The following is a 24,906-nucleotide window of genomic DNA, read 5'->3' on the forward strand; positions in this document are numbered from 1 at the left end:
GAGGGCACCGGCTCATTCGGTGCGGGCCTGTCCAGAGAGCTGCTGGCCAAGGGTCACGAGGTTCTGGACGTCATGCGCCCCAATCGCCAACTGCGCTACCTTCATGGCAAATCCGACAGCCTCGACGCCGAAAGCGCGGCGAGGTCGGTGCTGAACGGGCAAGCCACGGCTCAGGCCAAGGCGCAGACCGGGTCATCCGAGATGATCCGGCATCTGAAGGTTGCGCGGGACAGCGCGGTGAAGGCCAAGTCCCAGGCGATGATCACGCTGAAAACGTTGATCGTGAATGCGCCAGCCGACCTTCGTGATACGCTCGATAGCGTCCGGGGGCGGATCACTCTGGTACGCCATGTGGCGGCGATGCGGCCAGGAGAAATCACGTCCCCAACGGCTTCCGCCAAGACGGCCATGCGCGCGATCGCGCGGCGCTGGCTCGCGCTGCATGAGGAAATCGAGGCGCATGACCGAGAGCTTGACCGGTTGGTGCGAGAGAGAGCCCCCGAGCTGATGCAGGCGCACGGCATCTCCACGATGACCGTGGCCGAGATGCTGATCCTCGTGGGGGATAACCCCGAGCGGATCCAGTCTGAAGCTGCCCTGGCCAAGCTCTGTGGCGTCTGTCCGATCCCGGCCTCCAGCGGCAAAACGAACAGGATGCGTTTGAACCGCGGCGGCAACCGGCAAGCCAACGCTGCCATCTACCGTGTCGCCATCGTCCGCATGCGCGACGACGAGCGAACGAAAACCTATGCCGCCAGACGAAGGGCAGAAGGCAAAACCCGGCGCGAAATCGTGCGCTGTATCAAGCGGTACATTGTGCGCGAAATATACCGCGCCCTGTGCGCATCATCGGCCCGGGCACCCGCCGCTTGACAAACATAGGAGCATCAATGCCATGGCCGAAAGCGTCATTGGCCTCTTCAAGACCGAGGTCATCAACTTCCTCGGCCCGTGGAAGTCCATGGCCCAGGTCGAGTGGGAGACCCTGCAATGGGTCAGCTGGTACAACACCGAGCGGCTACATGGCGCCATCGGCCACCGGCCGCCGCAAGAAATGGAGGATGAATTCCATGCAGACCTGAACGCCCTTGAAAAAGCAGCCTAAGTTTTGAACAAACAAGCCTCTCGGAAACCCGGGGCGGTTCACAGCAGGGCGCCTGAGATCGCCGCCTAACCTGCGCGATCCGTTGCTGCGAGAAGCTTCTTCTTCCAGTCCCGCCAGCCCCGCGGAGGCGCTACCGCCGAACTGCCACTCCGCCTATAGGCTTGCCACCTCAGGCGCGGCGGCGCCGGGTGGTTCGCGGGGTCATACAGGTGCCGGACCCACTCCCTCGAGCCCTTGCGGCTCTCGCGTTGGCGGGTTTCGTCGGCTTCGACGATGCCAGCATGGGTGTCGTCGAGCTCCGGCGTCAGGGCGCTGATGATCGCCATCCGCCAGCGCCAGATGCTGTAACGCGACGCGCCCAGCTCCTCGGCCCCGCGACGGCAGTACTTGGCCGCGGTCTTGGCGTTGAAGACGCGGATGAAGACCCACCGGGTGGCCCGATCGATCGCCACGAACAGGTATCGGCGCGAGGAGTCGTCAGCCATTTGAGGTAGATACTTCACGTTGATGTGGATGTATCCGGGCTCGTAGGCTTTGAAGCTGCTGCGCTTCGGTTGCGGTGCCCTGGCCTTGAGGTCGCGCAGGTTGCCGACCCCGTGCCGACGCAGGCAGCGGTCCAGCCCCGAACGCGAGGCATTCGGGTTCAGGAACTCCCGCACCAAGGACAGAAGGTCGTCGAGCGAGACGAGCAGGGTGTTGCGCAGCGCCACCGCGACGGCCTCCTGGGCGGGCGTCAACGTCGTCTGCAACCGGTGCGGCGTGTGGCTGCGGTCGTCCACGCTGTAACGGTTGCGCCACTTGTAGATCGTCTGTTCGGTCACGCCATAGCGTTCGGCCAGAACCGAGGCCGAGGCATCGCTGCCCTGGATCGCCGCCCGCACCTTCGGCGTCGTCGTGGCCTGCTTGTGAAGAGGGATCAGCATGCCTGCCCTCCGGCCCGAATGTCCCTCAGCACCGACCTTGCAATGAACAAGGCCGATCGCCGAGGGGAAATGTGATTATCCGGGATGGAACACCTAACCCACAGTGATTGACTATAACAGCGTATCACGATAACCTGACGTAAGTTGATTAGCAGGGACATCTTCTCCTGTCACAGATTTTGAAGAACGGTCAGCATGATTCCAAAAATTATTCATCAAATTTGGCTTCAAGGGCATGATAGTCTTCCCGTCAAATACCATGGCTCTGAGAGCAAATGGCGGAATGTCAGTCCTGCCGCCGATTACTTCTTCTGGGACGAGGTTTCGTTGGAGCGCCTCGTTTCAAATCAATATCCAGAATTTCTAAAAGTCTGGACCCGACTGAAACCATATATTAAAAAATGTGATCTCGCACGATATTTGTTACTTCATCATTTTGGTGGGATTTATGCTGACTTTGATACAACGCCTCACAACGATCCCTTTAAACTTGCACCAAACCTCGAGATAGAGGGTTTTGACGCAATATTTTGTAAGGAATCATATGAAGAGATTTCTTGGAAAACAGAAGCATCTAAAAGCCCTGAGTTTTCTGAACGACCGGACAAAATTGTTGGGAACGCTGTTCTATTAAGCCGCAAGTCAGCCAAAATCTGGATTGACTTTATCGAAGTTGCGATTCCACGCAAAGATCTATCGGTACTTGAGTCCTTTTCAACATGGCATTTGTCTCGCTTCCTAGAACGACGAACAGACAATGATTTCATTATTCTAGAATATAAGCACCTACTTTCAGCCAAATACTACAGCGGTCTTAGCTATGTAACTCATGATTACGATGGAAGTTGGTTTGACCGCGATAGCAATGTAGCGTGGCGGATATAGTGGCACGATATATCAGGTAATTTTCTGTATTCATTGCGTCACCAGGCAGTGTCCCCGCTGAGCGGCAAGGTGTTTTCGACGTCGTGGAAGACATTGGACGAGTCCTTCAGGGCTATTCCATTGGTGTGAAACCAGTCGGATGGGAGAAGGATGTGCCGCCGGGGATGAACATACGTGGCGCACAAGAGGTCATAAATGAAAGTGCGCTCGCAAAGTGCGATATATTGATCGGTATCATTGGTCATAAACCAGGAAAGAAAACGAAATTCTTTAACTCTGGTACTATTGAGGAGATTGAGAAGTTCATAGAAATAGGGAAGCCCACTCAAGTATACTTTAAGAAGGTTGATCACGATGAATATGACTCGGATTCTGATCGAAAACGTATTAGTAGGTTCAAAAATTCGCTTTTTGAAAGGGGTTTGAGCGGGTCGTTCAAAAACTCTGCGGATCTTTTCCTGAAAGTGAATCGTAACCTATCCGCAGACGTGCATAAATTGGTAAGCGATTGGGAGGGCAGGGTTTGTGATTTGTTACACGAGGCGCAGAAGAGCACTAGTAAGTTTACATCATCGAACCGGATTGTTTCACTCAACCTTGGTTCACTGAATGGGGTCGATTTCCGGTGCTGGTGTGTTTGTTTTGAGCTAGAACCCCCTGCGCCTAGCAATATTGCTCCAACTTGGAAGGAGAAAACACGGTTTGAAGTTGAAGAGCACGGCTATACAGATTCTACCGATATTCTGAGTGCAATGGGTCAGCCGTATAACAGCTTCAAGTTTTTTTTATCGGTTCCAAAATCTGACGTTTCTAAGTGCCGTTCTGCTTTACTGGACAACAACCTTGTTGTTACAGGAAAAGGCGCTCCGGACGATGATGCCGATAGATGGCAGATTTGGTTTCTTGCGTCAGGCGCGTTCATACATCCTCTGATTGAGGCGCCGGAGCTTGCTAATCACTCGCTATTTGACCTATGCGTCGTATAGCACGATTCCAACCTTTGCAACTGGGGCGCATAAAAACAAGATAGCTGCAGGTCGCATAGGCTTTTATGACTCGGGTTCACTTCAAAACCGATCGTTTTTCCAAACCTTCCTAGAGCGGACGTTAGGGTTTTCTTTGTGAATGCCGGGATTGTTTCGCATCTCAGTCACTAAGCCGCACCACCATCAGGTGCACTTTGGCCATCTCGACAGATTGGCTCGAGGTCCGCGTCGGGGCTGGCACCGGTCTGATGCATGTGCAGCATCTCGGGCACTGGCCACCGTCAAGAAGAACTCGAAACCGCCAAGTGTCGCAAATAGGGCGCGCTTCTACAATGATCCTGCACAAACGTTCAAATCACCCACCGCAGCGCGCCACGATTGCCCCCGCGAATAAGACGGGCTCACATATATCCGGTTCGCCGAAGCGGTCCGAAATTATCGTAACCGAAAGCCCCGATGAGTTTCCACGCAATTCGTTCCAAATGTCTCCGAAGCATCCGCGTTTGCCGTGCCGACCCACGCATCAAGCTCGCGAGGCAACCGGCCGTGAGCCCCGTGTCCATCCCTCGCAGCTTTCAAGAATCTCTTTGGCCGACGTGGATCGCGCCATTCATGGCCTGTTATGTCACTTGAGCAGTATACCCACCCAAGGCGACACTTGAATGGTCCGACACTTGACCCACCAACCTGATTGGACGAGACTTCAACTCTAACGTCGCGCCACACGGAGAATGTTGACAAATGATGTCAAAAAACTGCTTTGTCATTATGCCTTTCGGAAGAAAGCAGGTTGGACCCAAGCTCAAAGCATACGACTTCGACAAAGTTTCAAGAATCATTATGCAGGCCATCAATAAAACACAATATCGATACCTCCGGGCGGATGAAGAAAAAACCTCAAATATTATACACTCCGACATATTCCGATCACTCAGAGATCATGATTTAGTAATTGCTGATGTCTCATTTGGGAACCCTAACGTCCTTTATGAGCTCGGGATACGGCATACAATAAGACCCACCGGCACAATATTACTATGGTATGAGGCCTCCTCGATACCATTCGACGTAAATTTATGCCGAACAATCATCTACAAATACGATGGACAGAATTTTGACTGGGAAGAGGGTGAAAACATGATCGCCACTCTGTGCGAAACCATAAAAAACGCGTCGGATGGCGAGCCAGACAGCCCGGTTCACGCGTTTCTAGAACATATATTCCCTGAAAACTTAAAATCTAAACTTATAGCTGATCACAGTAGTCAGTATTTCACACATTCAGAAAATTATGAGCACATAGTCGCCATGTACTGGAAGCAAAACGAGACCGAATTCGACGCCTTAATTCGAAAATTTGGCAGTGAGAAATTTGGGATCAGAGCCATTTACAGATTAGTAAATATTTCTTCAGACTTAAGGTCAACCGAAAATTTAAAAACTATTGCAAAACACTCGAGTGATATTGGATTGGTAACTCAAGCCGTAGAGATATACAATGAGCTTCATAATACAGGAGTTATTGATATCGAATCCTCGATACGATATGCATCAGCGGTAAAGGATTATGACCGATCCGTTAACGGCGCCCGAAAGTGCGTCGAGATGCTAAAAGAGACTGAACGTCAACTTTCGACCGATGGGAATGGAGAGTGCTGCGATAACATTAATCGAACTTTAGTATCTCATAGAGTTACAATTCAAGAATTTTCACTTGCATACATTCATGGCGACAGGGAGGCATTTAAGAATATATCTAGCCAATTTGAGACAGTAGAAAAGGAGTGGAAAAGGATCGAATGCCAAAAGCACAAGTATCCGGTTGGCAGGCATGCTCAATTCATTTTTCGCCACATGCTAGCCAAAAGGTTCATCAAAAGTTTATCCGAACCTCCTGAAAACGAAGTGTTCTTCAGAAATATACAGAGCCTTGAGAAGAGTAGAGCGACTAACTCGCGAGAAGAGTCCTATCTTGCGTGGCATCAAACATTTGCGCTCGCTGACGCTGGTATGTCAGATAAAGCTACCGAATTAGCGCAACATTCGTTCTCATTTGATGCAAGACAAGTACATAAATCTGAGTGGTCAGATTTGGGGCGAAGACAATATGACCTTCTCAGAGTGTTCCTCGAACAATACGCGCCCTTAATGCGCAATCAGGGCACAATTGCAAAGATATCTCAGATATTAGCATCTGGCCCCAAAAGCTAATAATCTTTGATACTCCTAAGAATATGTCAACCGGGGGAGAAGTCGTGCTGCATGAACTCGAAAATATTGTTCGTTCTCTAAACGAAAAGCGAGTTCGCGTTGAGGATCCAGGCAACCATAGATTGCTGCGGTATATATCCTCCCATAGTGTGCTCCGAAGTGTAATATCCAGCATAGTTGCTGATGAGAGCTTACTCAACAGGATCGCTTCGAATTCCTATAGACACGCGAATGAGTTCGATAAAATAGTGCTAGTCTCTTCGGAGAGTATAAAGGACTACCGGCTGACGTTACATTTATGGAATGCTAATGGAGCAAATTACAACGTCGGCGCTGAGGCAATCCACTCGCATAGGTTTAGCTTTTGGTCAGCTGTTGTTTACGGTTCGCTACGATCCAAAATATTTATTGAGAGACCAGGCGGAGCGCCCTTCAGGACGTACTATTACTTTCCTGATCGAGCTTGCAAGAAAATGTCTACCGACCTTTATAAATTCCGCGGTGGAGCGTCTTTAACTGAAGAGTGCATTGAGAAGCGCGACGCCGGCGATGTGTACTTTTTATATTACTCAACAATTCATTCGATCTTGATCAATCCAAGTGATTTTATCTGCACACTCGTATTACGTGGACCGCAGGAAAGGCCTCACTCAACTATCTACAATAAAAAATATCCTACAAATGATCACAGCCGCGAGGTTTCATACTTTAGTAATTTAGACCTTAAGCAAAAGCTTACTCTTATTTTTAACCGGTTAAAGTGTTAACTTCTCATGCTATACGGTAGATGCTCAGCATTATTGAGGTAGTCAATATGCCATCGCCCTCGTCGCCAGGATAATTTGGTTACACTGGCATTCGATATACAAAAGCAGAGATTATCCGTATCCGCAATTACCCTCAGCAGTGTTCGGATGAGCCCACCGTGCGAAACGGCACAGACATGACCATTGCTATGTTCAGCGCTTAAAATCAGGGCGTCTAGCGCTTTAGCTGCTTGCGATTTAAACGATCTATATTGTGGGCTCGGAAAAAACACTGGACTTTGATCTCGTGGGTGGCATCGCGTGGGCAATTCATTCGATGTGCTAAACTTAGCTTCAGCTAGCGCTTCAATAAACTGGACATCAAGTTCGTTCTTAGCTGCCAATATACTTGCAGTTTCACATGCCCTTTTAAGTGGGCTAGATTTCAAAGAAGTAAACTTTAACGAGTTCTCACTTAGGTAATGGGCGAGCAGATTACTTTGTCGGATTCCGAGATTCGTAAGTGGAGCATCAAGATCTCTAGAATCGCCAGTTTGCCACTGCGACTGTCCGTGACGGATCAAATATATTTTCATTTCAAGCTGACACTAGTGAGCGCTATCATCGTTTTGGGCCTATTTGTCACATTTCGGAGATAATCTGCCTCTGTCCTGTACCGATGTATAGAGAGTTTACAAAAGCTCTGGCTTTTTGAAAACCTTGTTATTCTTGCCAACGGTGCATGCGTAACCTGCTGGTTCTGGAGCCGGACCCTGTTCAGCGTTGTCTCTACGATCTTGCTAGCTTGGACGCAGTGGCTCAAGACCGATCAGTCCTCGCGACAGATATAGATAAGATCACCGAAGAACGGAGACATACGCCTGTGCTGCCCGGCGAAACTTACATTTCGCCCCTCTCCGGTCAGCGCCGAGATCGTGCGCTTGTACAGAGGTGTCGGATCCACCAGCCGCGCCTTTTTTCCTGCATACTGCAATTTCCGCCTCTCTCTACCTTTATAAACCGACATTCCGCAAGTGGCCTGCCGTCTGACGCCAAGATCGTCTGAGTCTGCTCGTTGAACAAGTGTTTCTTGCCCCGAGCTGTGTATTTGGCCACGCAAGCGCCTGTGACCTACCCCCCAAAAACCGGGCCATTCAAAAGTAGAGTTTGTTCTCGTAACGTTCAAAACGACAAGGAGAACAGACGATGCGCAAATCACGTTTCACCGAAGAACAGATCGTGGGGATTCTGCAGGAGTATGCGGCTGGGGCGAAGGTGTCGGAGCTGTGCCGCAGGCACGGCATGTCGGACGCGACGCTCTATAAGTGGAAGGCCAAATATGGCGGCATGACGGTTTCCGAGCTGCGCCGTCTGAAGGATCTGGAGGCCGAGAATGCCGAGCTGAAGCGTCTCCTGGCCGATGCCATGCTCGACAACGCCGGCCTGAAGGGGCTGCTGGCAAAAAACTCCTGACGGTTCGGCATGAGGCCGCCATCGGTCCGAGGCCCATGCCGGACCGCACCGCCGGGAGGCCGTGAAGAGGCTGATGGACGAGCATCGGTTCACGGAACGACGGGCGTGCAGGCTGGTCGGGATTTCGCGGTCGAGCCTGGCCTATCAGGCCCGGCCAGACCGTCACGCGCGGCTGAGAGAGCGCCTGATCACGCTGTCAGGCAAGCACCGGAGGTATGGCTATCGCATGTTGCATGCCAAGCTCGTCCGCGAGGGTTTCAAGGTGAACGTGAAGGTGGTCGAGCGGATCTACCGCGAAGAACGGCTGTGGCTGCGCCGGACAAAGCGCAAGAAGATCCCGCGCGAGGGCCGTGAGGGGGCCTGGTGCCCGATCGCTGCCAATCAGCGATGGTCGCTCGACTTCACCAGCGACGCGCTGGCCAATGGCCGCAAGTTTCGCACGGCCAACCTGAAGGACGACTGCACCCGCGAGTGATGAGCCATTGTTGCGCCATTGGTTCAAGCACAATGGCGAATGCGATCGAGGTGGATTTCTCGCTTCCGGGAGAGCGGGTCGTGGACATGCTGGAACAAGTAGCCCGTGAGCGGGGATACCCCGACATCCTGGTCGTCGACAACGGCCCGGAACTGCGCGGACGTGCGCTCGATGGATGGGCCGATGATCATGGCGTCCAGCTCTATTTCATCGATCCCGGCAAACCGACCCAAAACGCCTACATCGAGAGCTTCAACGGCCGATATCGCGAAGAATGCCTGAACCAGCATTGGTTCACAAACATCGGTGAAGCCCGCGAGATCATCGAGGACTGGAGGATCGATTACAACACGGAGCGCCCGCACAGCAGCCTGAAGTATCAGACCCCGGAGGAGTTCGCAGCCGCAAGACCCTTCGACAAAACGCAATGGGCGCAGCCGCTTGAGCTGCCTGATGGCTCCGCGGCTGCGCCCATTGCTCACGCCGCCGAATGATGGCACACCAAAGTGGAACAGGCTCTACTTGCGAATGGCCCTGAGAACAGGGGCAGGTCACTAATATGGTCGATATCCTGACCTACGACGACCTCCTTGCTCGCTTGGATAACGTGATCGCCTCTCTACGGCAGCGTAAATCCATTTAGACGCAGGCTTTGCCCCAGCGTGATCTCCGAAACCGACATTGGTGAACCGTGCAGCATGAAGAAACCGCCTCCCAGATCACCTTACAGGGGTGGCCACATGTATGGAATGACTGGTCACATGCGCGTGGAACAGGTGGCCACATGCCGTGGAATACCCACACATAGCGACCCTCTCGATTGCCAAAAACTTTACCGCGGCTGCTTTCACGAGCGAGGCGATCAAGGACACCAAGCGCGGCTATGACGACATTCTCGTATAACGCCTGATCGAAAGCCGCGCGGCCCCATCCCGAACGAGGCCCAGTGTTGGTTTCAAACCCACCATGGTAAGGACTACGCTTCCATCCGACTCCTGTTGCTCTCGCTGTCGACAGGAAAGTCCCAGAAGAAAAGAATGTACTGCTGAAACACTCATTTGGAGCGCTTCTTAGTTCATATCAAGCAACGGGAAATTACTAGAGGGAGCGGAATGCCTCAGACAGACGCATTTGATCGAAGGTCTCTGGCTGGCCCCAATCAATGTTACCGTCCTCTTTTAGAAAGGGATCCAGTACATAAACTTCGATGAAGCACACAGGTCGATTATTTTGATCTCCACCTTCCGGCACACCACAATCAGCAGTACTCAGTGTGGAAGCGCTTATGGTGACGATGTCAGCGCCTGGCAACTTCACGCGGAATGTGGCCGAACTGTCAGATCCTTCCTGCTTACCTGACCGCACACTGAAATCACCAGGACGCTCAACAGCACGGACCACTACAGTCCTGTAACCGCTCTCGCTAGGTTTAAATATATCTTTGACTTGGCGCTCGGTCAATCCAGATCCGCCTTCAGCAACCGGACGTTTTTGCTCCCTAACATATCCCGCCAAACCTGTAATCGTCTGATCGTACGTCTGGCGAATGCTGTCCTCAAGCACCGTCTTAAACTCCCCGTTAATCTTAGTCTCGACTATCTCCAGATCTCCGACCGACAGTCCGTTTACCCCAAAGCTATTCAAGCTGTTGCCTACAACTGTGCGGGGGGTCGATGGGTCGAGTGCACGCAGCCGCACCTGACCCCGCTCGAAAAGATCGTTTGTCTCTTTGTTCCAAACAAAGAAGGTACCCGGCGCGAGCGAACGCGGGTCAAACATGCCCACATTTGCAGGCATAGAGTATGCAAAATTAAGTGATCGAGTATCGGTATTATTGACGTCGTCACACCCAGCCAGCAATAGTAAGTACGCTCCACATAAAGCAGATGATCTAAACATAGTCCCCCCTCGATACGCACATCTTAAAATGATGTTCGATGATCTCAGCCGACACCCCACAAATGACCTGCCGTTTATTTAAAGTGACCGGACGAGGCTGTGCGGTCAAGCCCTTCTTCGCTCCGGACCGCGCTTGGACTCGCGCAGTCGTGCGGTTTTGGGTGCTTCAGGCCAAGCGGCGGGATCGTTCTCGGCCTTTTGGAGTGTTTTTCGGCGCACCGGACAGACTTGTATAGCCGAGTCTTTGGAGTTTGGGACAGGATTGCGATCACGCGCACGACGGTGGCGCTCGCAGTCGATGAATGGTGGCGAGGATGGCTCGCACCATCGGGCCGGGCATGTCTTGAGGGACGACCGAAATTTGCAGTTTTACAGGGTCGGCTCCCTGCGCACTCCCGCCGGTCAGGCGTGACCATGCTTCACCTGCGGCGCACTTCCGGAGGTCCTGCAAAGTCGACCATCGTGACTGATCGTGTCCAAGGCAAGTGGGAGCTTCAGGTCATTGTCGCATACACTGAAGTCTGACACTTATCAACGCGACGCTCCAGAACGCTACTCATATTGCTACGCATATCGCTACGCTATGGAATAATAACATCCTGAGTTTAATTGATTAATTATAAATAAAGCACCGTCGCGAAGGACTGTCTCTCCGCCACATTGTTTTTCCAAGTAGCTCATATCGTTCGGCTTTCTATTCGGTCGGGTTTGCACGGTACGAAACGCGGTACATTTTGGCGTATGCGCCGGACCACGCTGGTCAAGTATAGCTGATCGCGTTCACCGAGTCAGGGACTTCTGGCGGTCCTTTCGAGTTTATGACCGGGTATTGCTGTCTCGACTTGATCGTCTTCCTTCTCCCGCCGCCGTTGGGTGCGGCGGGGGTTGGTGGTTTGGTATCTTGGGGTCGTGGTGTGAACATGACGTGCCGCGCGGGGCCTTGTGGCCCGCGCAGGATGGAGGGCAGCGCCGCGGCTGTGCCGGGCGCGGGCCTCGGGGGCTCCGGACCCGGGTCCGGAGCCGTTCGGTTTGGTGGGGCTGGTTGGATGGTTTTCGGGCATGGTGCCTTGCGTGTCGGGTGGGGCATGCAGTTCAGGTGATGGGCTTGACGATAGCATCGCGCGTGTCCCGTGCGGGGTAAGGAACAACGGGATCCAGCAGGTCGTTCAGATCCTCGGCGAGCAGTTCACGCCTGTCCATGAAGGCCTCGGCGATCCGGTCGAGATCGGCGCGGTGATCGGTCAGGGCGTCTCGCACCTCGGCCTCGGCGGCCCGGAGCGCCGTCTCGATCCCTGTCCGGGCGCCTTGCGCGAGCAGCCGCGCGGTGATCTCCGGGGGCTGCCAAGTGAGGGTCTCGCCGAGGCCGAGGCGCGTTTCGGCGTCGATCAGGAGCCGCGTGGCCATTGCGAGATCGCTCTGCTCACCGCCGCCGGCGCCGCTGCTGATCGCGTCGAAGACAACCGCTTCCGCCGCGCGTCCGCCGAGGAACGTCCGGACCAGCCCATCGACACGTGCACGGGTCAGGAAATCGTGCATGGGGCGTTCGACCGCCCCGCCGCTTGACCGGAGCGTGGCCTGCTGCGCGGCGGGCGCGCCGAAGAGATGTCCGGCAAGCAGATGTCCGGCTTCATGGATCGCCACACGGGACAGCGTGTCCGGGTCCGGCGCGGGACCGAGATCGGCCGCGGCCGTATCCAGATCCCGGACGGCAAGGGTCCCGCCCCGGCGACGGGCATGGGTCCGGGCGGACCGGACGAGCGCGGTGATTTCGGCGCCGCTCTGTCCGAGAAGGCGATCGGCGAGGCGGGCGAGATCCGGCGCGGGGATGTCCGGGGCCGCACCGGCGAGGATGGCCTGCAACCCGGCGCAGTCGGGGGCCGTGACGGCGATGTGCCGATCGAAACGCCCGGCGCGCCGGATCGCGGGGTCAACGGTGTCCGGATGATTTGTGGCGGCGAGCAGGATCACGCCTTCGGTCTTCATCAGCCTGTCGAGCTGGGTCAGCAGGCCGGTCACGACGCCGATCATGTACCCGTTGTGGCTGCGGCCTCGCGTGTAAAAGGCGTCGATCTCGTCGATGAAAAAAATACTCGGCGCGCTGTCACAGGCGCGGGTGACGGCCTCGGTCAGGCCTTTCAGCATGTCGCCCTGGTGGCCCAGCCTCTGGTTGTCCGCGTAGCTCGTGGCGATCAAGGGCACCCCGGCCGAGCCGGCCAGCGCCGCGGCGAGCATCGTCTTGCCGTTGCCGGGTGGCCCATGGAGAAGAAAAGACCGGGTGACCTCGGACCAGTCCAGGGCACCTGCGCGCCAGTCTGCGAGGTCTTCGAGCACCTGTCGGAAGGCGTCCGTGGCAGCGGGTTGCCCGTGGACATCCGCGAGCGTGACCTGTCCGGACGGCGTATCCGGGACGGTCAGGCGGGCAAGCTGCGCTCGTGCCTCTTCGATGCTGGGTGCGGCGAAAATTGCAGCGAGGTCGAGGTCCGCGAGCGCAGCAGCGGCGGAACCGGACGGGTGGAGATCGATTGTGTCCACGTCGTGGATCTCGGATAGCAGCGCAGACAGCATCGCCGCGCTGACCTGCGCGAGCGGGAGCGTCAGGGCGGCGCGGCGTCGCAGCTTGTCCGGAAGCGGTGTTCCGACCTCCGAAATCGCGATCACGCCGAGCCCTTTGAGTAGGGTTTTCTCGATCTTTCGTTGAAACATCTCGGCATCGACGCTCTTGCCCGATCCGATCTGCTCAATCACCTTGGGCGTCTGCATGCCGGAGCCGGCACCGGCATCGACCATCGCCTCGACGATCCTGGCAACCCGCTCCCGCGCCGCCGCATCCGGCACCTCGATGACGTGCAGAGTTCCGGGAGGCGGGATCATTCCCGGGCTCTCGGCGGCGGCGTGCGCCGAACCGATTTGCAGCGTGGTCAAGGCGTTCAGCGCGCTGGCGATCTCCACCGGGCCGCTGTCCGGGATCTGCGGCAGCGGGTCGTCAGGGAAGCAATCGGCGTAGTGATCGTCGCCATCACCGTGTGCGGACGTGTCGCGGCGCAGCTGGGAGATGGCCTCTTCGAGGCCGGGAAGGTGGTCTTTGGTCTGGGTGTCGGACATGAGAAATCCTTTCAGGTATAGCATGGCACGCCCGGCCCGGTCGCGCGGAGCGCGCCGGATCGGGTCGGCTGGAGCTGGGGAAGGTCAGGCGACGGCGGTGGCCGGTGTCGTGTCCGGAACCGGGTCCGGAATGACATCGTCAAGCCCGAGATCCCGCAACGCGTCATCGAAGCTCGCGCGCGGATGGCGCCGCAGGCCCGGTATCTCGGCCACCGCAACGACATGGGATGGACGCCACTCGGCGGTGAACCTGATTACGCTTTCGGGCAGCACCACCAGGGCCAGAAGGTCGAAATCAGCCCGCTGGTAGGGCTTGGTGCCGACCGGGCCGCGCTGGTACCCCTTCCGGATTTCGAAATGATAGCCGGGCCCGGCGGACGCCGTCCGGGTCTTGATCTGCACGCGCAGGAACCTGTCCGGCAGCCAGATCACGCGGTCGAAATGCTCGTGCTCGTCAGCGGGCACGACGCGCTCGCCGAGGCGCATCATCAGGCTGTCGAAAAGCAACTCGCCGGACGTGCCGAGCTGTTTGCCGTAACGACTGAGCGTCGGGCCGTCCAGATCAGGATAGCGGGCAAGTGCGGCGCGGGCGGTGCGGGCCTCGACCGGGCGGTCAGGCGGGTGAAAGCCGGGCAAGTGTAACTGCTGGGGCATGTCACGCCTCCGTGTTCGTGGGAAAAGAGCGCGGGCCGGACCTGCCGCCCCGCATAAGAACAAGACGGGTGACGTCAGGCCGGGACCGGCGCAAAGTCCTGCTCCGGAAAGGCGACAGGCCCATCTCCGCCGAACTCGCGGAGATGCGCCAGGTCATCGAAGTGACTGAAAAAGCTCTGCGACAACCGCCGGGTCAGCCGCGCGGCAGACGACTGCCCGTCGATCTCGAAGATATCGCGGTGCCGGAGCGTCGAGTGATGAAAATGCTGCCGGTCTCCGTTGTCCTCGAACGTGAGCATCACATAGAGAACGTGCGCCAGCTGCCGCAGGCCCCGATCTTCCGGCCGGTAGTCCGGCGCGATCAGCACGTCGCCGACAGATTCGCACAACGCCTCGCGCGCCGCTTCGGCATCGGTCAAAGCCGCCTTGAAAGCCGTGGACAGCACGTCCGTGTCGGGAGCATCCAGTTGCTGTTCACGCTCGACGAAGACGTCGAGGCAGGTGACAAGGCGGTTGAAAGACTTCGAAACAGACGTGTGCGCCGCCGCGCAGCCTTTCGCCGGATAATTCAGCAATGGATTGACATGGGCAGCCCTGCTCCCTGACGAAGTTGGCGAGATGGGTGTTATTTCGGGTCCCGACCGCGTCTGCCCGGGCCTTTCGGTTGCGTCCGCGTCCCGGCTGGCGCACGGTTGAGGCGAGCAGACAAAGGCCGCAACATCCGTGATCAAGATCCTGCATACTGCCGACATTCATCTCGACGCGCCGCTGCGCTCGCTTGCGCTGCGGGATGAAAGCCTGCGCGAGGCGGTTCAGGCCGCAACGCGGGCGGCCCTTGCCCGGATTATCGACGTAGCGTTGTCGGAACGGGTGGCGGCGCTGCTGATCGCCGGGGACCTGTTCGATGGCCGCGCCCGCAGCGCCCGCACCGCGGCGTTTCTCACGGCGCAGCTTGACCGGCTGCGTGCCGCCGGGATCCCCGTCTTCTACATCAAGGGCAATCACGACGCCGAGAATCCGATCACCGGCGCGCTGGATCTGCCGGACAACGTGCATGTCTTCGATGCGCGCGGCGGTAAGGTGCACCTGGCCGAGGATCTCTGGATCCACGGCGTGAGCTTTGCCGACCGCCACGCGCCCGACAGCCTTTTGCCGCGCTTTCCCGCGCCCGTGCCGGGGGCGGTCAATATCGCCATGCTGCACACGTCGCTTGCCGGCGCGGCGGGGCACGACACCTACGCGCCCTGCAGCGTCGGCGACCTGACCGGCATGGGGTTCGATTACTGGGCCCTGGGCCATGTGCACAAGCGGCAGGTCCATGGCGAGGCCCCCTGGGTGGTCATGCCCGGCATGCCGCAGGGCCGCGATATCGGCGAGGCCGGGGCGAAGTCCGCCAGCCTGCTGACGGTGGCGGGCGGCCGGATCGACGTGACTGAGGTGCCGACCTCGGGCGTGGAGTTCATCGCGACGACGCCGGATATCTCCGACGCAGATAGCGACGACGCCCTGCGCGCCGCGCTGCGCGATCATCTGCGGGGCGTGGCCGATGCCGTGTCCAGCGACGCGGGCGTCGTGCGTCTGACACTGACCGGCACGCCCCACCGGTACTGGCAGATCTTGCGCGATCAGGACATGTGGGCCGAGGCGGTGGCGGCGCTGGCGCGCGACACCGGGCGGCTCTGGCTCGAGAAGCTGCGGCTGGACATCGACGCCCCCGGCGACGCGGGCCATGCGGGCAGCGCCACGGATGAGCTGGCCTCGCTGATGGCCGAGATCAACGACGAGCCCGGGTTCGCCGCCACCGCGCGGGCCGAGATCGAGGAGGTGATCGGCGATCTGCCCCAATCGGTGCGCGCCGCGCTCATGCCTGACGCGGCCGCAGCCGAGGCGCTGACCGACCGCCTTGCCACCGCCGGTGCGCGCCGGGTGCTGGCGCGGATGAAGGGGGCCGAGGGCTGATGCGGCTGCGCAGGCTGTCGCTTGACCGGTTCGGCCATTTCACCGGCCACACCCTCGAGTTCGGGGCCCCGGGCGCGCACTCGGATTTCCACATCGTCTACGGGCCGAACGAGGCGGGCAAGACCACCACAATGGAGGCGGCGCTGCGCCTGTTCTACGGGTTTCCGCCTCGCGAGCCTTACGCGTTCAAGCACCAGCGCGCGAACCTGCAGGTCTCGGGTGCGGTGGAGATCGACGGGGAGACGCGTGCCTTCACCCGCCTGCCCAAGCGCAGCGGCGCGCTGGTGGATGCTGCTGGCACCGCGCTTCCCGAGGCCGCGCTGGCCGCACATCTGGGCGGCCTGGGCGAAGCGGATTACCGGAACCTTCTGTGTCTTGACGACGACACGATCGAGCGCGGCGGCGAAGAGATCGCGCAGGCGCGCGGCGATACGGGGCGGCTTCTGTTCTCCGCCGCCGCCGGGGTGGCGGACCTGAGCACGGTGCTCGACGGCGTGCGCGAGGAGGCCGACACGATCTGGCGGAAGCGTTCCAGCAAGACGCGCATCGCCGGATTGAAACGCGAACTGGGCGATGTGGAAAAGGAGATCCGCGGGCGCGATGTGACCGCCAGCGCGTGGCACGGCCTGAAAAAGACACTGGCCGGGGCACACGCCACCGAAGCCGAGGCGCGGGCGGCGCGGGATACGCTGCACGAACACGCCGCCGGTCTGGCCGCGAAACGCCGCGCGCTGCCGCTGCTGACCGACCTCGATGCGCTGGAGGCGCGGCTTGCCCCCTTTGCCGACTACCCCGCGCGGCTCGACTTCGATCCTGAAACGCTGGTCAAGCTCAAGACCGACCAGACCCGCGCCGAGGGGGATCTCCGGCGCCTCGCCGCCGAGATCGAGGATCTGACCGCGCAGCGCGACACGCTGGCCCTGTCGCCTGACCTTGTCGCGCTCGCCGAGGAGCTGGACGCGCTGGAGGATCTGCGCGCGCGTGATCGGTTGAACGCGCTGGACCTGCCCCGCCGGCGGGAGCAACGGGCCGAGGCCGACGCGGCCATGGCCCGCGCGGCCCGCGATCTGGGGGCCCCCGAGGCGTGTGATCCGCAGACCCTCGTGCCGACGCCTGCGCAGCTGGCCGACCTCGAGGGCGCGCGCGACCGGCTGCGTGGCGCGCGCAAGGCGGCGGAGACCGAAGCGCGGGAAGTCGCGGAGGCGACCGATCAGCGCGACCGTGCACGGGCCGATCTGGAGCGGCTGACGGCGCAAACCCCGGCGCAGGCGGATCTCGGCGCGATCCTTGCCCGGCACGAGGCGGACACGCTGATGCCGGCCCATGCAAGTGCGGTTCAAACGATCGGCAGCGCCGAGGAAACCGCGCGCCGGGCGCTTGATATGCTGGCCATGGGCACCGTCCGGTTCGACACACTGCCCGAGTGCCCGATGACCGTGATCCGCGCCCGCGAAATGGCCGAGGCGCATGACGCGATGCGCCAGTCGATCGAACAGGCAAATGCGGCCCTTGCCCAGCACCGTGAGGACATCGCCGCGCGGCAGGCGCAGGCTGAGGCGCTGCATGGTGAGGGACGGCTGGTCTCCGATGCCGAGGCGGCCAGCCTGCACGTTGAACGAGACCGCCTCTGGCAGGCGCATCGCGGCGCGCTGACGGACGCGACGGCGCAGACCTTCGAGGCCGCGATGCAGGTGCTCGATGCCGCGCAGGAGGCCCGCATCACCCGCGCCAGCGACCTCGGCCAGCTGCGCCAGATCGCGCAGGCCCGGGCCGAGGCACTGGCCCGCGCCGATCAGGCCGAGGCGCGGCTGGCCGAGCATCTGGCTGCGCAGAAGGCGATCGAGGGTGAGGTGACAGCCGCCGCCACGTCGGTGGGTCTGCCCGGGCCGGTGCGACCGGCCGACTGGCTGGACTGGGTGACGCATCACGCCACCGCGCGGGAGGCCACGCGCGCCGCCGCGCGGCTGCGCGACACCCACGGCGCGACGCTGGCCCGCGCGCGGGCGCTTCTCGACGCACTGACCCCGCATCTCGACCTCGCCACGCCGGATGTGGCGGGCGCCGTTGCCGCCGCGCGCCGCGTGGCGGACACCGAGCAGGCGGCGCGCCGCGCGGTGGAAAGCGCGCGCGAGACGCTGCGCCAGGCCGAGGCCGATCTTGCCGCGCGGATCGACAAACATGCGGCATGCCAGCACGAGGCCGACGCAGCCGTCCGCGTCTGGCAGTTTCTTGTCACCGAAAGCCTCGGTGACGCCATCGCGCCCGAGAGCCTGCTCGCCGCGCTCGACCCGCTGCGCAGCCTCGCCGTGCAGGAGGAAAAACGCGCCGAGGCCGCGCGGCGCGTGACGACGATGGAGCGCGACCAGGCGCTTTTTGCCGAAAAGGTCGCGGCGCTGGCCGAAGACCGGGATCTGCCTTCCGGCGACACGCCCGCCGAGACCTTTGCCACGCTGCGCGCGGCCTCCGAGGCCGCACGCTTGGCGGCCGCGCAGGCAGAGGACCTCGACACCCGCGTCGCGGCGGCGCAAGACGCGCGGACCCAGGCGAGGCGGCGTCTGGACGAGATCGCCGAGACGGTCACGACGCTGGCCTGCGCTTTCCCGCAGGGCGCGGCCGTGGACACGCTCGACGCGCTGCGCGCCACCGCGCATCAGGCCGCCGCGGTGATCGCGGATCGGGCGACACAGGCCGCGCTGATCCGCCGGATCACGTCAGAGCTGGACGCCGAGGACGTGGCCACCGCCCGTGCCCGGCTTGAGGGGGCGGACCCCGTGGCGCTCGAGGCCGCGGCCGAGGGCTGCAAGGCGGATCTGGCGCGTGCGGAGGCCGCCCTCACCGACGCGACCGAGGCCCGCGTGACCGCCCGGCAAGCGCTGGCGCAGGTGACCGGTGACGCGGATATCGCCACCCTGACCGAGCGCCGCGCCACGCTGGAGCTGGACATGATGGAGGCGGCGCAGGACCATCTGGAACTGTCGCTGGGTCACCGGCTGGCCGAGGCGGCGATCCGGCGCTACCGCGACACCCACCGCAGCGGCATGATGGCGGCGACCGAACGTTGCTTTTCCGCGCTGACCCGGGGCGCCTATGCCCGCCTGACGACGCAGCCCGACGGTGCGGGCGAGGCGCTGCTGGCCGTCGATGCCACGGGCTCGGCCAAGCGGGTGGCCGAAATGTCCAAGGGCACGCGCTTCCAGCTTTATCTCGCGCTGCGCGCCGCGGCGCATGAGCAACTCATCGACCAGGGCATCTGCCTTCCGTTCTTTTGCGACGACATCTTCGAGACCTTCGACGAGGACCGCACCAGCGCCGCCTGCCGGGTCATGGAGCAGATCGGGCGCAGCGGCCAGGCCATCTACCTGACCCATCACCGCCACGTGGTCGAAATCGCGCAACAGGTTTGCGACACACCACCCCGAGTGCACGAGCTTTGAACAGGCCGCCGGGGAACGCTCACCCTTCATATCGGGCTTCCTAAACGACGTTTGCAAACTCGAGGGGCGAGGGTCAGAGCAATGCGCGCGATCGGCCCAGACCTGCCGTTCAACCTTTCCATCTCACGCTGCAATGCGGCTCGTTAGAGCGGTCATTCGCTGCAAGTGCAATTGTCAAAGGCGTTGAAATGCCGCCCATCCCAAGACCGATGTTCACTTCTCACGCCACGATGATAGCTGACAGGTTCAAGCGATATTCTTGCGTTGTCTACACTCGGCTGTGTCACCGATTCTTTTGGAACATGACGATATTCCCGAGTGCGGCGAGTGCCACGCCGAGGGCGGACAGTTGGGTCCATTGATACCCCTCGAAAAGGCTCGATGCCGTCAGTGCGACAATCGGAAAAAGGACTGTGGCATAGCCGGTCCCGGCCGACCCGATACGTCCCACGAGCACGAGGTAGGCGGTGAAACCGCCGATGGACCCGAAGACGGAAAGATAGAGAAGCGCGCTCCAATAGAGCCCGCCCGTCGGGATCGCGAGCGTTTGTCCCATTGCGGCGAGGATGCCGAGAAGGCTGAGCGCTCCGATCCCCATACCCCAAGCGTTCGCCGTCACCGGCGTGATCCCCAGCATCGCGTTGCGCCGGGACGCCATGTTGCCCCAGGAAAAGAACATCGTTCCGAGGACGGCCCAGCCGATCCCGCGCAGCGCCGCCGGGTCGAAGGAGATCGCGAGATCGTGCCAGAAGAGGAGAACGAGCCCCGCGACGCCGAGGCCACCTGCGACGACTGTCCTCGGGCTGATGTGGTCCCCGAAGAAGACCCGCGCGTTGATCGCGTTGAAGATCGACGCCAGCGAGAAGATCACCGCGACCAGACCGGAGGAAATCGTCTCGGTGGCGGTGTAGAGCCCGACAAAGTTGAGGCTGAAAAGACAGAGCGCCTGGATGACCACGAACCGCCACACCGGCGGCCGCCTCAGCCGCCCCACGGCAAAGAGCGCGGCCAGCATCAGCACCCCAGCAAGCGCGAAACGGTAGAAGATCGAGACCGCGACCGGCACCTCGCCGACCTGCGCCGCGATGGCGATCCATGTAGTCCCCCAGATAAGAACGGTGACAATGAAGAGCACAGGTGTGTTCATTGGTAACTCCTGTCCATTGAATGACCCTCAGACCCCGAAGAGCACTGAGTGCATCGTTCGGCCGGGGATCAGCGTGAACGCGCCAGTGAGCATCAGCGCGGTGATGTACAGGGTAATCATCGCGGAGCGGTGCGCCCTGATCCTGCCGGCGCGTGCCGCGCGAATCGCGTACCAGAGCGTGACCAGCGTGATCGCCGAAAGGATGTGTATGGGCGAATAGGGTCCGATCACCTGGAACTCGTGGATCCAGAAGCTGGACCCGGCCACGAGGGCCATCATGACCACCCAAGTGTATCCAAGCAGCAGATGCCCCTTCGTGCCTTTCGGCATCGCGACCTGCAGGGCGCCGGCGCCCATCGCGATCAGGGCCGCGAGGGCGTGGGCGGAGATGATCGGCCCGTCATTCCACAGCGGTTGCCAGGTCATGACGGCTCCTTCCGTAGACGAACGAGAGAACGAGCCCTTCCGCGAGGACGACGAAGATCCAGAAGACAAGCTCGAGGCCCACGAGGGCGAGCGGCTCGCGGAACATGTTGAAGGGCGTGTGGAACTCGAAGTAGAGCGCCATGAGCGCCCAAAGCACCACGGCGAACCGCAGGCCGCGCTGCAATCGGTTCTGGCCCAGAGCAGGCTCGATCATCATGAATACCAGCCCGTGTATCGCGCCGATACCGGCCGCGTAGGCCATGTAGAGCGGCCCGTTCTCGAACATCAGGGGGCGCGGCTTCATCTCGAGGAGCACATCGATCACCTTGGCGGACTAGATGTCCGGGTCGAACAGGATGGGCGCGCCGAGTTGGAAAAAGAGCAGGTTGCTCACAACATTTGCCAGCGTGAAGGCGATGAGCCCGGCGATGGGGGCGAGAAGGATCTTGGGCATAGGATTGCTCCTTTTGCTTAAGAAAAATTGGCACGGTGGCGGGCGCTCAGGCCGTCTGTATCGTCAGGGTCAGGACACTCACCAGCAGCACGGCAAATCCGGAGGTCGCGGTGGCCGCCACGCGCCATGAGTTGACGAGGCACGACAGAAGCAGGACCCCGATCACCCAGTAGAGCTGCGCGGTGAAAAAGCCGGGGAAGTAGCCGCCTTCGAGGATCACCCAGTATGTGTGGGAAATCGCGTTCCCGATGGCCCCGTAGACGATGAAGAACAGCACCGGCACCAGCAGAAACCAGCGGCCGCCTGCGAAGACCGCGATGAAGGCGATCGTGAAGCCGAAATAGGAAACCATGTTGATGCCGACGAAAAGTTCCGTCGAAAACGGCTCGGCGCCGAAGAAGGCCGGGAACCGTTCGCGGAAGCCGGTCATGAACTCCTCGCTGAAATGCAGGAACTGCCAGGCGAGCACGCCGAAATAGAGCGGGTAGAGCGCCCGGCCCTCCGGCAACGCCACCTGCCTGAGGTGCATCCATAGAAAGATCGCCCAGGTCACCAGCAGACCGGGCACGAATGTCGAAAGCAGGGCTTGTCCGCCAGCCCAGACGAAAACCGCTGCCATCGCGAGCGCGATGGCGGTGCCGATCCCGAGGTCCTGACGGCTCAATGTTCCATGTGTCATGACTTGCTCCTTTCCGGTCCTGAGGTCCGAGTCCTGCTGCCACCAAGTCAACGCTTGTTGACTTTCTGGCGGGGCCGCTACGCGACTCGCTTGCAAAAGCAACACTTGTTGGCATTCATGCTCCATGAGCAGAACACCGAAGACGACCCCGAAGTCCGAGGCGACCCGCCAGGCGATCCTCGAGGCCGCGCAAAGGCAGTTCTACGAGCGGGGGTATGACGGCGCCTCGGTGCGCCAGATCGCACAGGCCGTGCCTATCGATCCGGCCATGATCATGAGGTACTTCGGCTCCAAAGAGGGGCTGTTCTCGGCGGCCGTCGTGATCGATCTCAAGCTGCCGGACCCGGAAAAAATCCTGCGCGACACGGCCGGCGCCGCCCTCGTCGCGCATTTCCTGAACCTGTGGGAGGGTGAACGGAGCGCGATCGGTCTGCCGATCCTGTTGCGCTCGGCCGTCTCCAACCAGGACGCGTCAGACAAGATCCATGCGGTCTTTGAAGAGCAGGTCGCGCCGACCGTCGCGTACCTGACCAAAGCCGATGACGCAGACACCCGCGCGGGCCTGATCGTCAGCCAGCTCTTCGGGCTGGCGCTCTGCCGCTACATTCTCAAGCTGCCGCCCGTGGTCGACATGACCACGGACGAGATCATCGCACGGATCGGCCCTGTCGTGCAGGGCTATTTGTGGCCTGATTGAAACGTCGGCGGTGCGGGCCTTTCGCCATGGCGGCGCCACCGATGTGAGACCTGAGCGGAATTGCGACTCGGTCCGGTCGTATGTCAAACGGCCCGCATGAAACAGGACAACGGCGATACCGATCTCATGCCGCTTGTCGCGGTCGGGGCGTCACTTGTGGCCATCGGCACGGCGCTCAGCTCGACATGGCCCATTCTCGGATTCTTGATCCTCGTGGGTGCGGTGACGCTTCTGGTGTTTGCAGTGGTGCGAATGGTGGAACGTCAAAAGGGACAAACCGAAGAGCACGAGCCTCGGCGTTCAGACGTCTGGGTGGTGGCTATTGTCGTCGGCATGATGGTGTCCGGCGGCGGCGCGGCGCTGTCGGTGGTGCACGCGCCGATGGTCGGCCTGGGCATTGCGCTCGGCGGCGGCGTGCTTTGCGGTGTCGGTGGCTGGCGGATGATCGTCGGAGCCAACGGGCGCGATTAAGATGTATTGACGGAGAGCACCAACCTGTTGGGTAACCATGGTGAGAAGAGGAGGTCCGGCCCAGAGCTGCCGTAAAGCATTAACCTTGGATGCTGCGGTGCGGCCCGTCGGACCTGCCGTTCGCTGCGTCTGCGAAGCCGGGCATCCGGCGTAACCGTGCCGCGCGGGGATGTGCGGATAACCGACAGAAACCATCAGATGTCGTAGGCCAGCCCTTGCAAGACATTCATGCTTCGCGCAGCATCACGGCAAGCCATCGACATGAAGGTCGGGAAGTGTGAATTCGCTGCGGTCGCGAGCCCACAGGGGGTATCGACGGAAGCTGACATTCGCCTGGCGCAACATGCGGGCTACGCGCGTCGTCGCCGCATGACCGCTTCGAGCCCGGACTGACCGCCGTCAGTGCCTCGGATGCTGCGCCTGCATTCGGCAGGTGCCAGCCCAAAGCTGCCGGCCGTTTAAGATGGGGCAACCGCTCCTGGCAGACCTGAGCGGGCGAGCGTGCCACACGCAGCGATATAATGCTGCGATTGCAACATGATGAGAACTTCCGGTCCAGGCTGCTGCCGCGCACGTGCGCGGGGAGTAGTGAACAGTTTATCCGAACCCTAGCCAAATTAGCGTGGAAGTGTAAGACTGCGGCAAGTTCCTCCTGATGGGAACAAAAAAGGAACAATGTAAGGCGACACGCAGAATGCCTGAACAGGTCAAAGCGGAGCTATGAAGGCGGTGGGTTATGTGGCCTGCATCATAGGTGGTGCGATTCTTTGCTATCTGCTATTGTCACTTGGTGTCGTTGATGCAGTCGACGGGCTGCCCGGCACTATGCAAGAACCCGCGATCGCGATGCCCACATATCTCGGCTTTATGTCTGCGATGATGACGGCAGTTACGGCTGTCTTGGCGGCAGTTGCCATCGGCATTGGTGTGATAGCGGCTTTCACCGTTCAGGAGCTTCGACAGAGCGCAAAAGACGCTGTGGCAGATGCTCGAGATATTGCCGAAGAAGCGCGCGCGCAAGCGACAGCCGCAAGGGAGGAGGCGTTGGCCGAAGTGCGCAGTGAACCAGACCGGGTTTACCGGAGAGCCAAAAGCTCGGAAGTTAAGCCATGACCAAAGGAAACCCAGGGAACCGTTTTTCGACAGAGGTACGTGCGCGCGCGGTGCGCATGGTTCTGGA

The 24,906-nt window shown here is 60.0% G+C and carries 19 protein-coding genes and 2 pseudogenes; 11 read left to right on the forward strand and 10 right to left on the reverse strand.

The features are described 5' to 3' along the window. The coding region (locus ACROSR_RS16915; RefSeq protein ID WP_432687077.1) for a transposase at positions 1-873 on the forward strand (873 nt) is incomplete at its 5' end. Between the two features lie 22 nt (positions 874-895). After that, complete coding sequence (locus tag ACROSR_RS16920; RefSeq protein WP_432687078.1) at positions 896-1,105, forward strand: integrase core domain-containing protein; 210 nt, start codon at positions 896-898, stop codon at positions 1,103-1,105. A gap of 389 nt (positions 1,106-1,494) precedes the next feature. Here ACROSR_RS16920 and ACROSR_RS16925 read toward each other — a convergent pair. Continuing rightward, positions 1,495-2,028: pseudogene (locus tag ACROSR_RS16925) on the reverse strand (helix-turn-helix domain-containing protein); the annotation flags it as partial. Between the two features lie 195 nt (positions 2,029-2,223). On the opposite strand from ACROSR_RS16925, the gene ACROSR_RS16930 reads away from it, so the two are divergent. The 3 genes from ACROSR_RS16930 (at position 2,224) to ACROSR_RS16940 (ending at position 6,110) form a co-directional block, all read left to right on the forward strand. After that, a complete protein-coding gene (locus ACROSR_RS16930) occupies positions 2,224-2,913 on the forward strand; it encodes a glycosyltransferase family 32 protein (RefSeq protein WP_432687079.1) in 690 nt (229 codons plus the stop codon). Positions 2,914-2,945: 32 nt separating this feature from the next. Further along, positions 2,946-3,899, forward strand: coding sequence for a DUF4062 domain-containing protein (locus ACROSR_RS16935; RefSeq protein WP_490166897.1), 954 nt, complete (start codon positions 2,946-2,948; stop codon positions 3,897-3,899). A gap of 741 nt (positions 3,900-4,640) precedes the next feature. Further along, positions 4,641-6,110, forward strand: coding sequence for a CBM20 domain-containing protein (locus ACROSR_RS16940; RefSeq protein WP_432687081.1), 1,470 nt, complete (start codon positions 4,641-4,643; stop codon positions 6,108-6,110). A gap of 763 nt (positions 6,111-6,873) precedes the next feature. Here ACROSR_RS16940 and ACROSR_RS16945 read toward each other — a convergent pair. After that, positions 6,874-7,452 (reverse strand): histidine phosphatase family protein, encoded by a 579-nt coding sequence (locus tag ACROSR_RS16945; protein ID WP_432687082.1) that lies wholly within the window; start codon positions 7,450-7,452, stop codon positions 6,874-6,876. A 610-nt stretch (positions 7,453-8,062) separates the two neighbouring features. Between ACROSR_RS16945 and ACROSR_RS16950 the strand changes: the two are divergent. Beyond that, positions 8,063-9,298 (forward strand): annotated as a pseudogene (locus ACROSR_RS16950) (IS3 family transposase). A gap of 604 nt (positions 9,299-9,902) precedes the next feature. On the opposite strand, the gene ACROSR_RS16955 reads toward ACROSR_RS16950, so the two are convergent. The 4 genes from ACROSR_RS16955 to ACROSR_RS16970 form a co-directional block, all read right to left on the reverse strand. Further along, a complete protein-coding gene (locus ACROSR_RS16955) occupies positions 9,903-10,583 on the reverse strand; it encodes a hypothetical protein (protein ID WP_432687083.1) in 681 nt (226 codons plus the stop codon). Between the two features lie 1,212 nt (positions 10,584-11,795). Further along, the gene (locus tag ACROSR_RS16960; protein WP_432687084.1) at positions 11,796-13,805 is read right to left on the reverse strand and encodes an AAA family ATPase; all 2,010 of its coding nucleotides are present in this window, start codon (positions 13,803-13,805) and stop codon (positions 11,796-11,798) included. Between the two features lie 84 nt (positions 13,806-13,889). Next, positions 13,890-14,459 carry a group I intron-associated PD-(D/E)XK endonuclease gene (locus ACROSR_RS16965; protein WP_432687085.1) on the reverse strand — a complete coding sequence of 190 codons (570 nt, stop codon included), beginning with the start codon at positions 14,457-14,459 and terminating at the stop codon, positions 13,890-13,892. Between the two features lie 74 nt (positions 14,460-14,533). Further along, a complete protein-coding gene (locus ACROSR_RS16970; RefSeq protein WP_432687086.1) occupies positions 14,534-15,034 on the reverse strand; it encodes a hypothetical protein in 501 nt (166 codons plus the stop codon). Between the two features lie 148 nt (positions 15,035-15,182). On the opposite strand from ACROSR_RS16970, the gene ACROSR_RS16975 reads away from it, so the two are divergent. Next, positions 15,183-16,418 carry a metallophosphoesterase family protein gene (locus tag ACROSR_RS16975; RefSeq protein WP_432687087.1) on the forward strand — a complete coding sequence of 412 codons (1,236 nt, stop codon included), beginning with the start codon at positions 15,183-15,185 and terminating at the stop codon, positions 16,416-16,418. Then, positions 16,418-19,852: an AAA family ATPase gene (locus tag ACROSR_RS16980; protein ID WP_432687088.1), complete on the forward strand. Its 3,435-nt coding sequence runs from the start codon at positions 16,418-16,420 to the stop codon at positions 19,850-19,852. The genes ACROSR_RS16975 and ACROSR_RS16980 overlap by 1 nt, the downstream gene beginning before the upstream one ends. A 283-nt stretch (positions 19,853-20,135) precedes the next feature. On the opposite strand, the gene ACROSR_RS16985 is transcribed toward ACROSR_RS16980, so the two are convergent. The 4 genes from ACROSR_RS16985 to ACROSR_RS17000 all read right to left on the reverse strand — a co-directional run bounded on the left by ACROSR_RS16985 (position 20,136) and on the right by ACROSR_RS17000 (position 22,558). Continuing rightward, positions 20,136-20,999, reverse strand: a complete 864-nt coding sequence (locus tag ACROSR_RS16985; RefSeq protein WP_432687089.1) for a DMT family transporter — start codon at positions 20,997-20,999, stop codon at positions 20,136-20,138. Between the two features lie 27 nt (positions 21,000-21,026). Beyond that, positions 21,027-21,425 carry a DUF2306 domain-containing protein gene (locus ACROSR_RS16990; protein ID WP_432687090.1) on the reverse strand — a complete coding sequence of 133 codons (399 nt, stop codon included), beginning with the start codon at positions 21,423-21,425 and terminating at the stop codon, positions 21,027-21,029. Continuing rightward, positions 21,400-21,750, reverse strand: a complete 351-nt coding sequence (locus ACROSR_RS16995; RefSeq protein ID WP_432687091.1) for a hypothetical protein — start codon at positions 21,748-21,750, stop codon at positions 21,400-21,402. Before ACROSR_RS16995 ends, ACROSR_RS16990 begins: the two co-directional genes overlap by 26 nt. Positions 21,751-21,925: 175 nt before the next feature. Continuing rightward, the gene (locus ACROSR_RS17000; RefSeq protein ID WP_432687092.1) at positions 21,926-22,558 is read right to left on the reverse strand and encodes a hypothetical protein; all 633 of its coding nucleotides are present in this window, start codon (positions 22,556-22,558) and stop codon (positions 21,926-21,928) included. 124 nt (positions 22,559-22,682) lie between these two features. Between ACROSR_RS17000 and ACROSR_RS17005 the strand changes: the two genes are divergently transcribed. From ACROSR_RS17005 to ACROSR_RS17015, 3 genes are all read left to right on the forward strand, one after another. Then, the gene (locus ACROSR_RS17005; RefSeq protein ID WP_432687093.1) at positions 22,683-23,255 is read left to right on the forward strand and encodes a TetR/AcrR family transcriptional regulator; all 573 of its coding nucleotides are present in this window, start codon (positions 22,683-22,685) and stop codon (positions 23,253-23,255) included. 96 nt (positions 23,256-23,351) lie between these two features. After that, a complete protein-coding gene (locus tag ACROSR_RS17010) occupies positions 23,352-23,726 on the forward strand; it encodes a hypothetical protein (protein ID WP_432687094.1) in 375 nt (124 codons plus the stop codon). Positions 23,727-24,446: 720 nt separating this feature from the next. Continuing rightward, complete coding sequence (locus ACROSR_RS17015) at positions 24,447-24,839, forward strand: hypothetical protein (protein WP_432687095.1); 393 nt, start codon at positions 24,447-24,449, stop codon at positions 24,837-24,839. Positions 24,840-24,906 lie beyond the last annotated feature (67 nt).

This window comes from Roseovarius tibetensis (assembly GCF_050896375.1).
In the GTDB taxonomy this organism is placed as follows: Bacteria; Pseudomonadota; Alphaproteobacteria; order Rhodobacterales; family Rhodobacteraceae; genus Roseovarius; species Roseovarius tibetensis.

Coding starts and splice junctions, on each gene's coding strand:
- ACROSR_RS16940 (WP_432687081.1), top strand. CDS start 4,641: ATGATGTCAAAAAACTGCTTTGTCATTATGCCTTTCGGAAGAAAGCAG.
- ACROSR_RS16990 (WP_432687090.1), bottom strand. CDS start 21,425: ATGACCTGGCAACCGCTGTGGAATGACGGGCCGATCATCTCCGCCCAC.
- ACROSR_RS16985 (WP_432687089.1), bottom strand. CDS start 20,999: ATGAACACACCTGTGCTCTTCATTGTCACCGTTCTTATCTGGGGGACT.
- ACROSR_RS17010 (WP_432687094.1), top strand. CDS start 23,352: ATGAAACAGGACAACGGCGATACCGATCTCATGCCGCTTGTCGCGGTC.
- ACROSR_RS16920 (WP_432687078.1), top strand. CDS start 896: ATGGCCGAAAGCGTCATTGGCCTCTTCAAGACCGAGGTCATCAACTTC.
- ACROSR_RS17015 (WP_432687095.1), top strand. CDS start 24,447: ATGAAGGCGGTGGGTTATGTGGCCTGCATCATAGGTGGTGCGATTCTT.
- ACROSR_RS16945 (WP_432687082.1), bottom strand. CDS start 7,452: ATGAAAATATATTTGATCCGTCACGGACAGTCGCAGTGGCAAACTGGC.
- ACROSR_RS16980 (WP_432687088.1), top strand. CDS start 16,418: ATGCGGCTGCGCAGGCTGTCGCTTGACCGGTTCGGCCATTTCACCGGC.
- ACROSR_RS16965 (WP_432687085.1), bottom strand. CDS start 14,459: ATGCCCCAGCAGTTACACTTGCCCGGCTTTCACCCGCCTGACCGCCCG.
- ACROSR_RS16955 (WP_432687083.1), bottom strand. CDS start 10,583: ATGTTTGACCCGCGTTCGCTCGCGCCGGGTACCTTCTTTGTTTGGAAC.
- ACROSR_RS17005 (WP_432687093.1), top strand. CDS start 22,683: ATGAGCAGAACACCGAAGACGACCCCGAAGTCCGAGGCGACCCGCCAG.
- ACROSR_RS16960 (WP_432687084.1), bottom strand. CDS start 13,805: ATGTCCGACACCCAGACCAAAGACCACCTTCCCGGCCTCGAAGAGGCC.
- ACROSR_RS16930 (WP_432687079.1), top strand. CDS start 2,224: ATGATTCCAAAAATTATTCATCAAATTTGGCTTCAAGGGCATGATAGT.
- ACROSR_RS17000 (WP_432687092.1), bottom strand. CDS start 22,558: ATGACACATGGAACATTGAGCCGTCAGGACCTCGGGATCGGCACCGCC.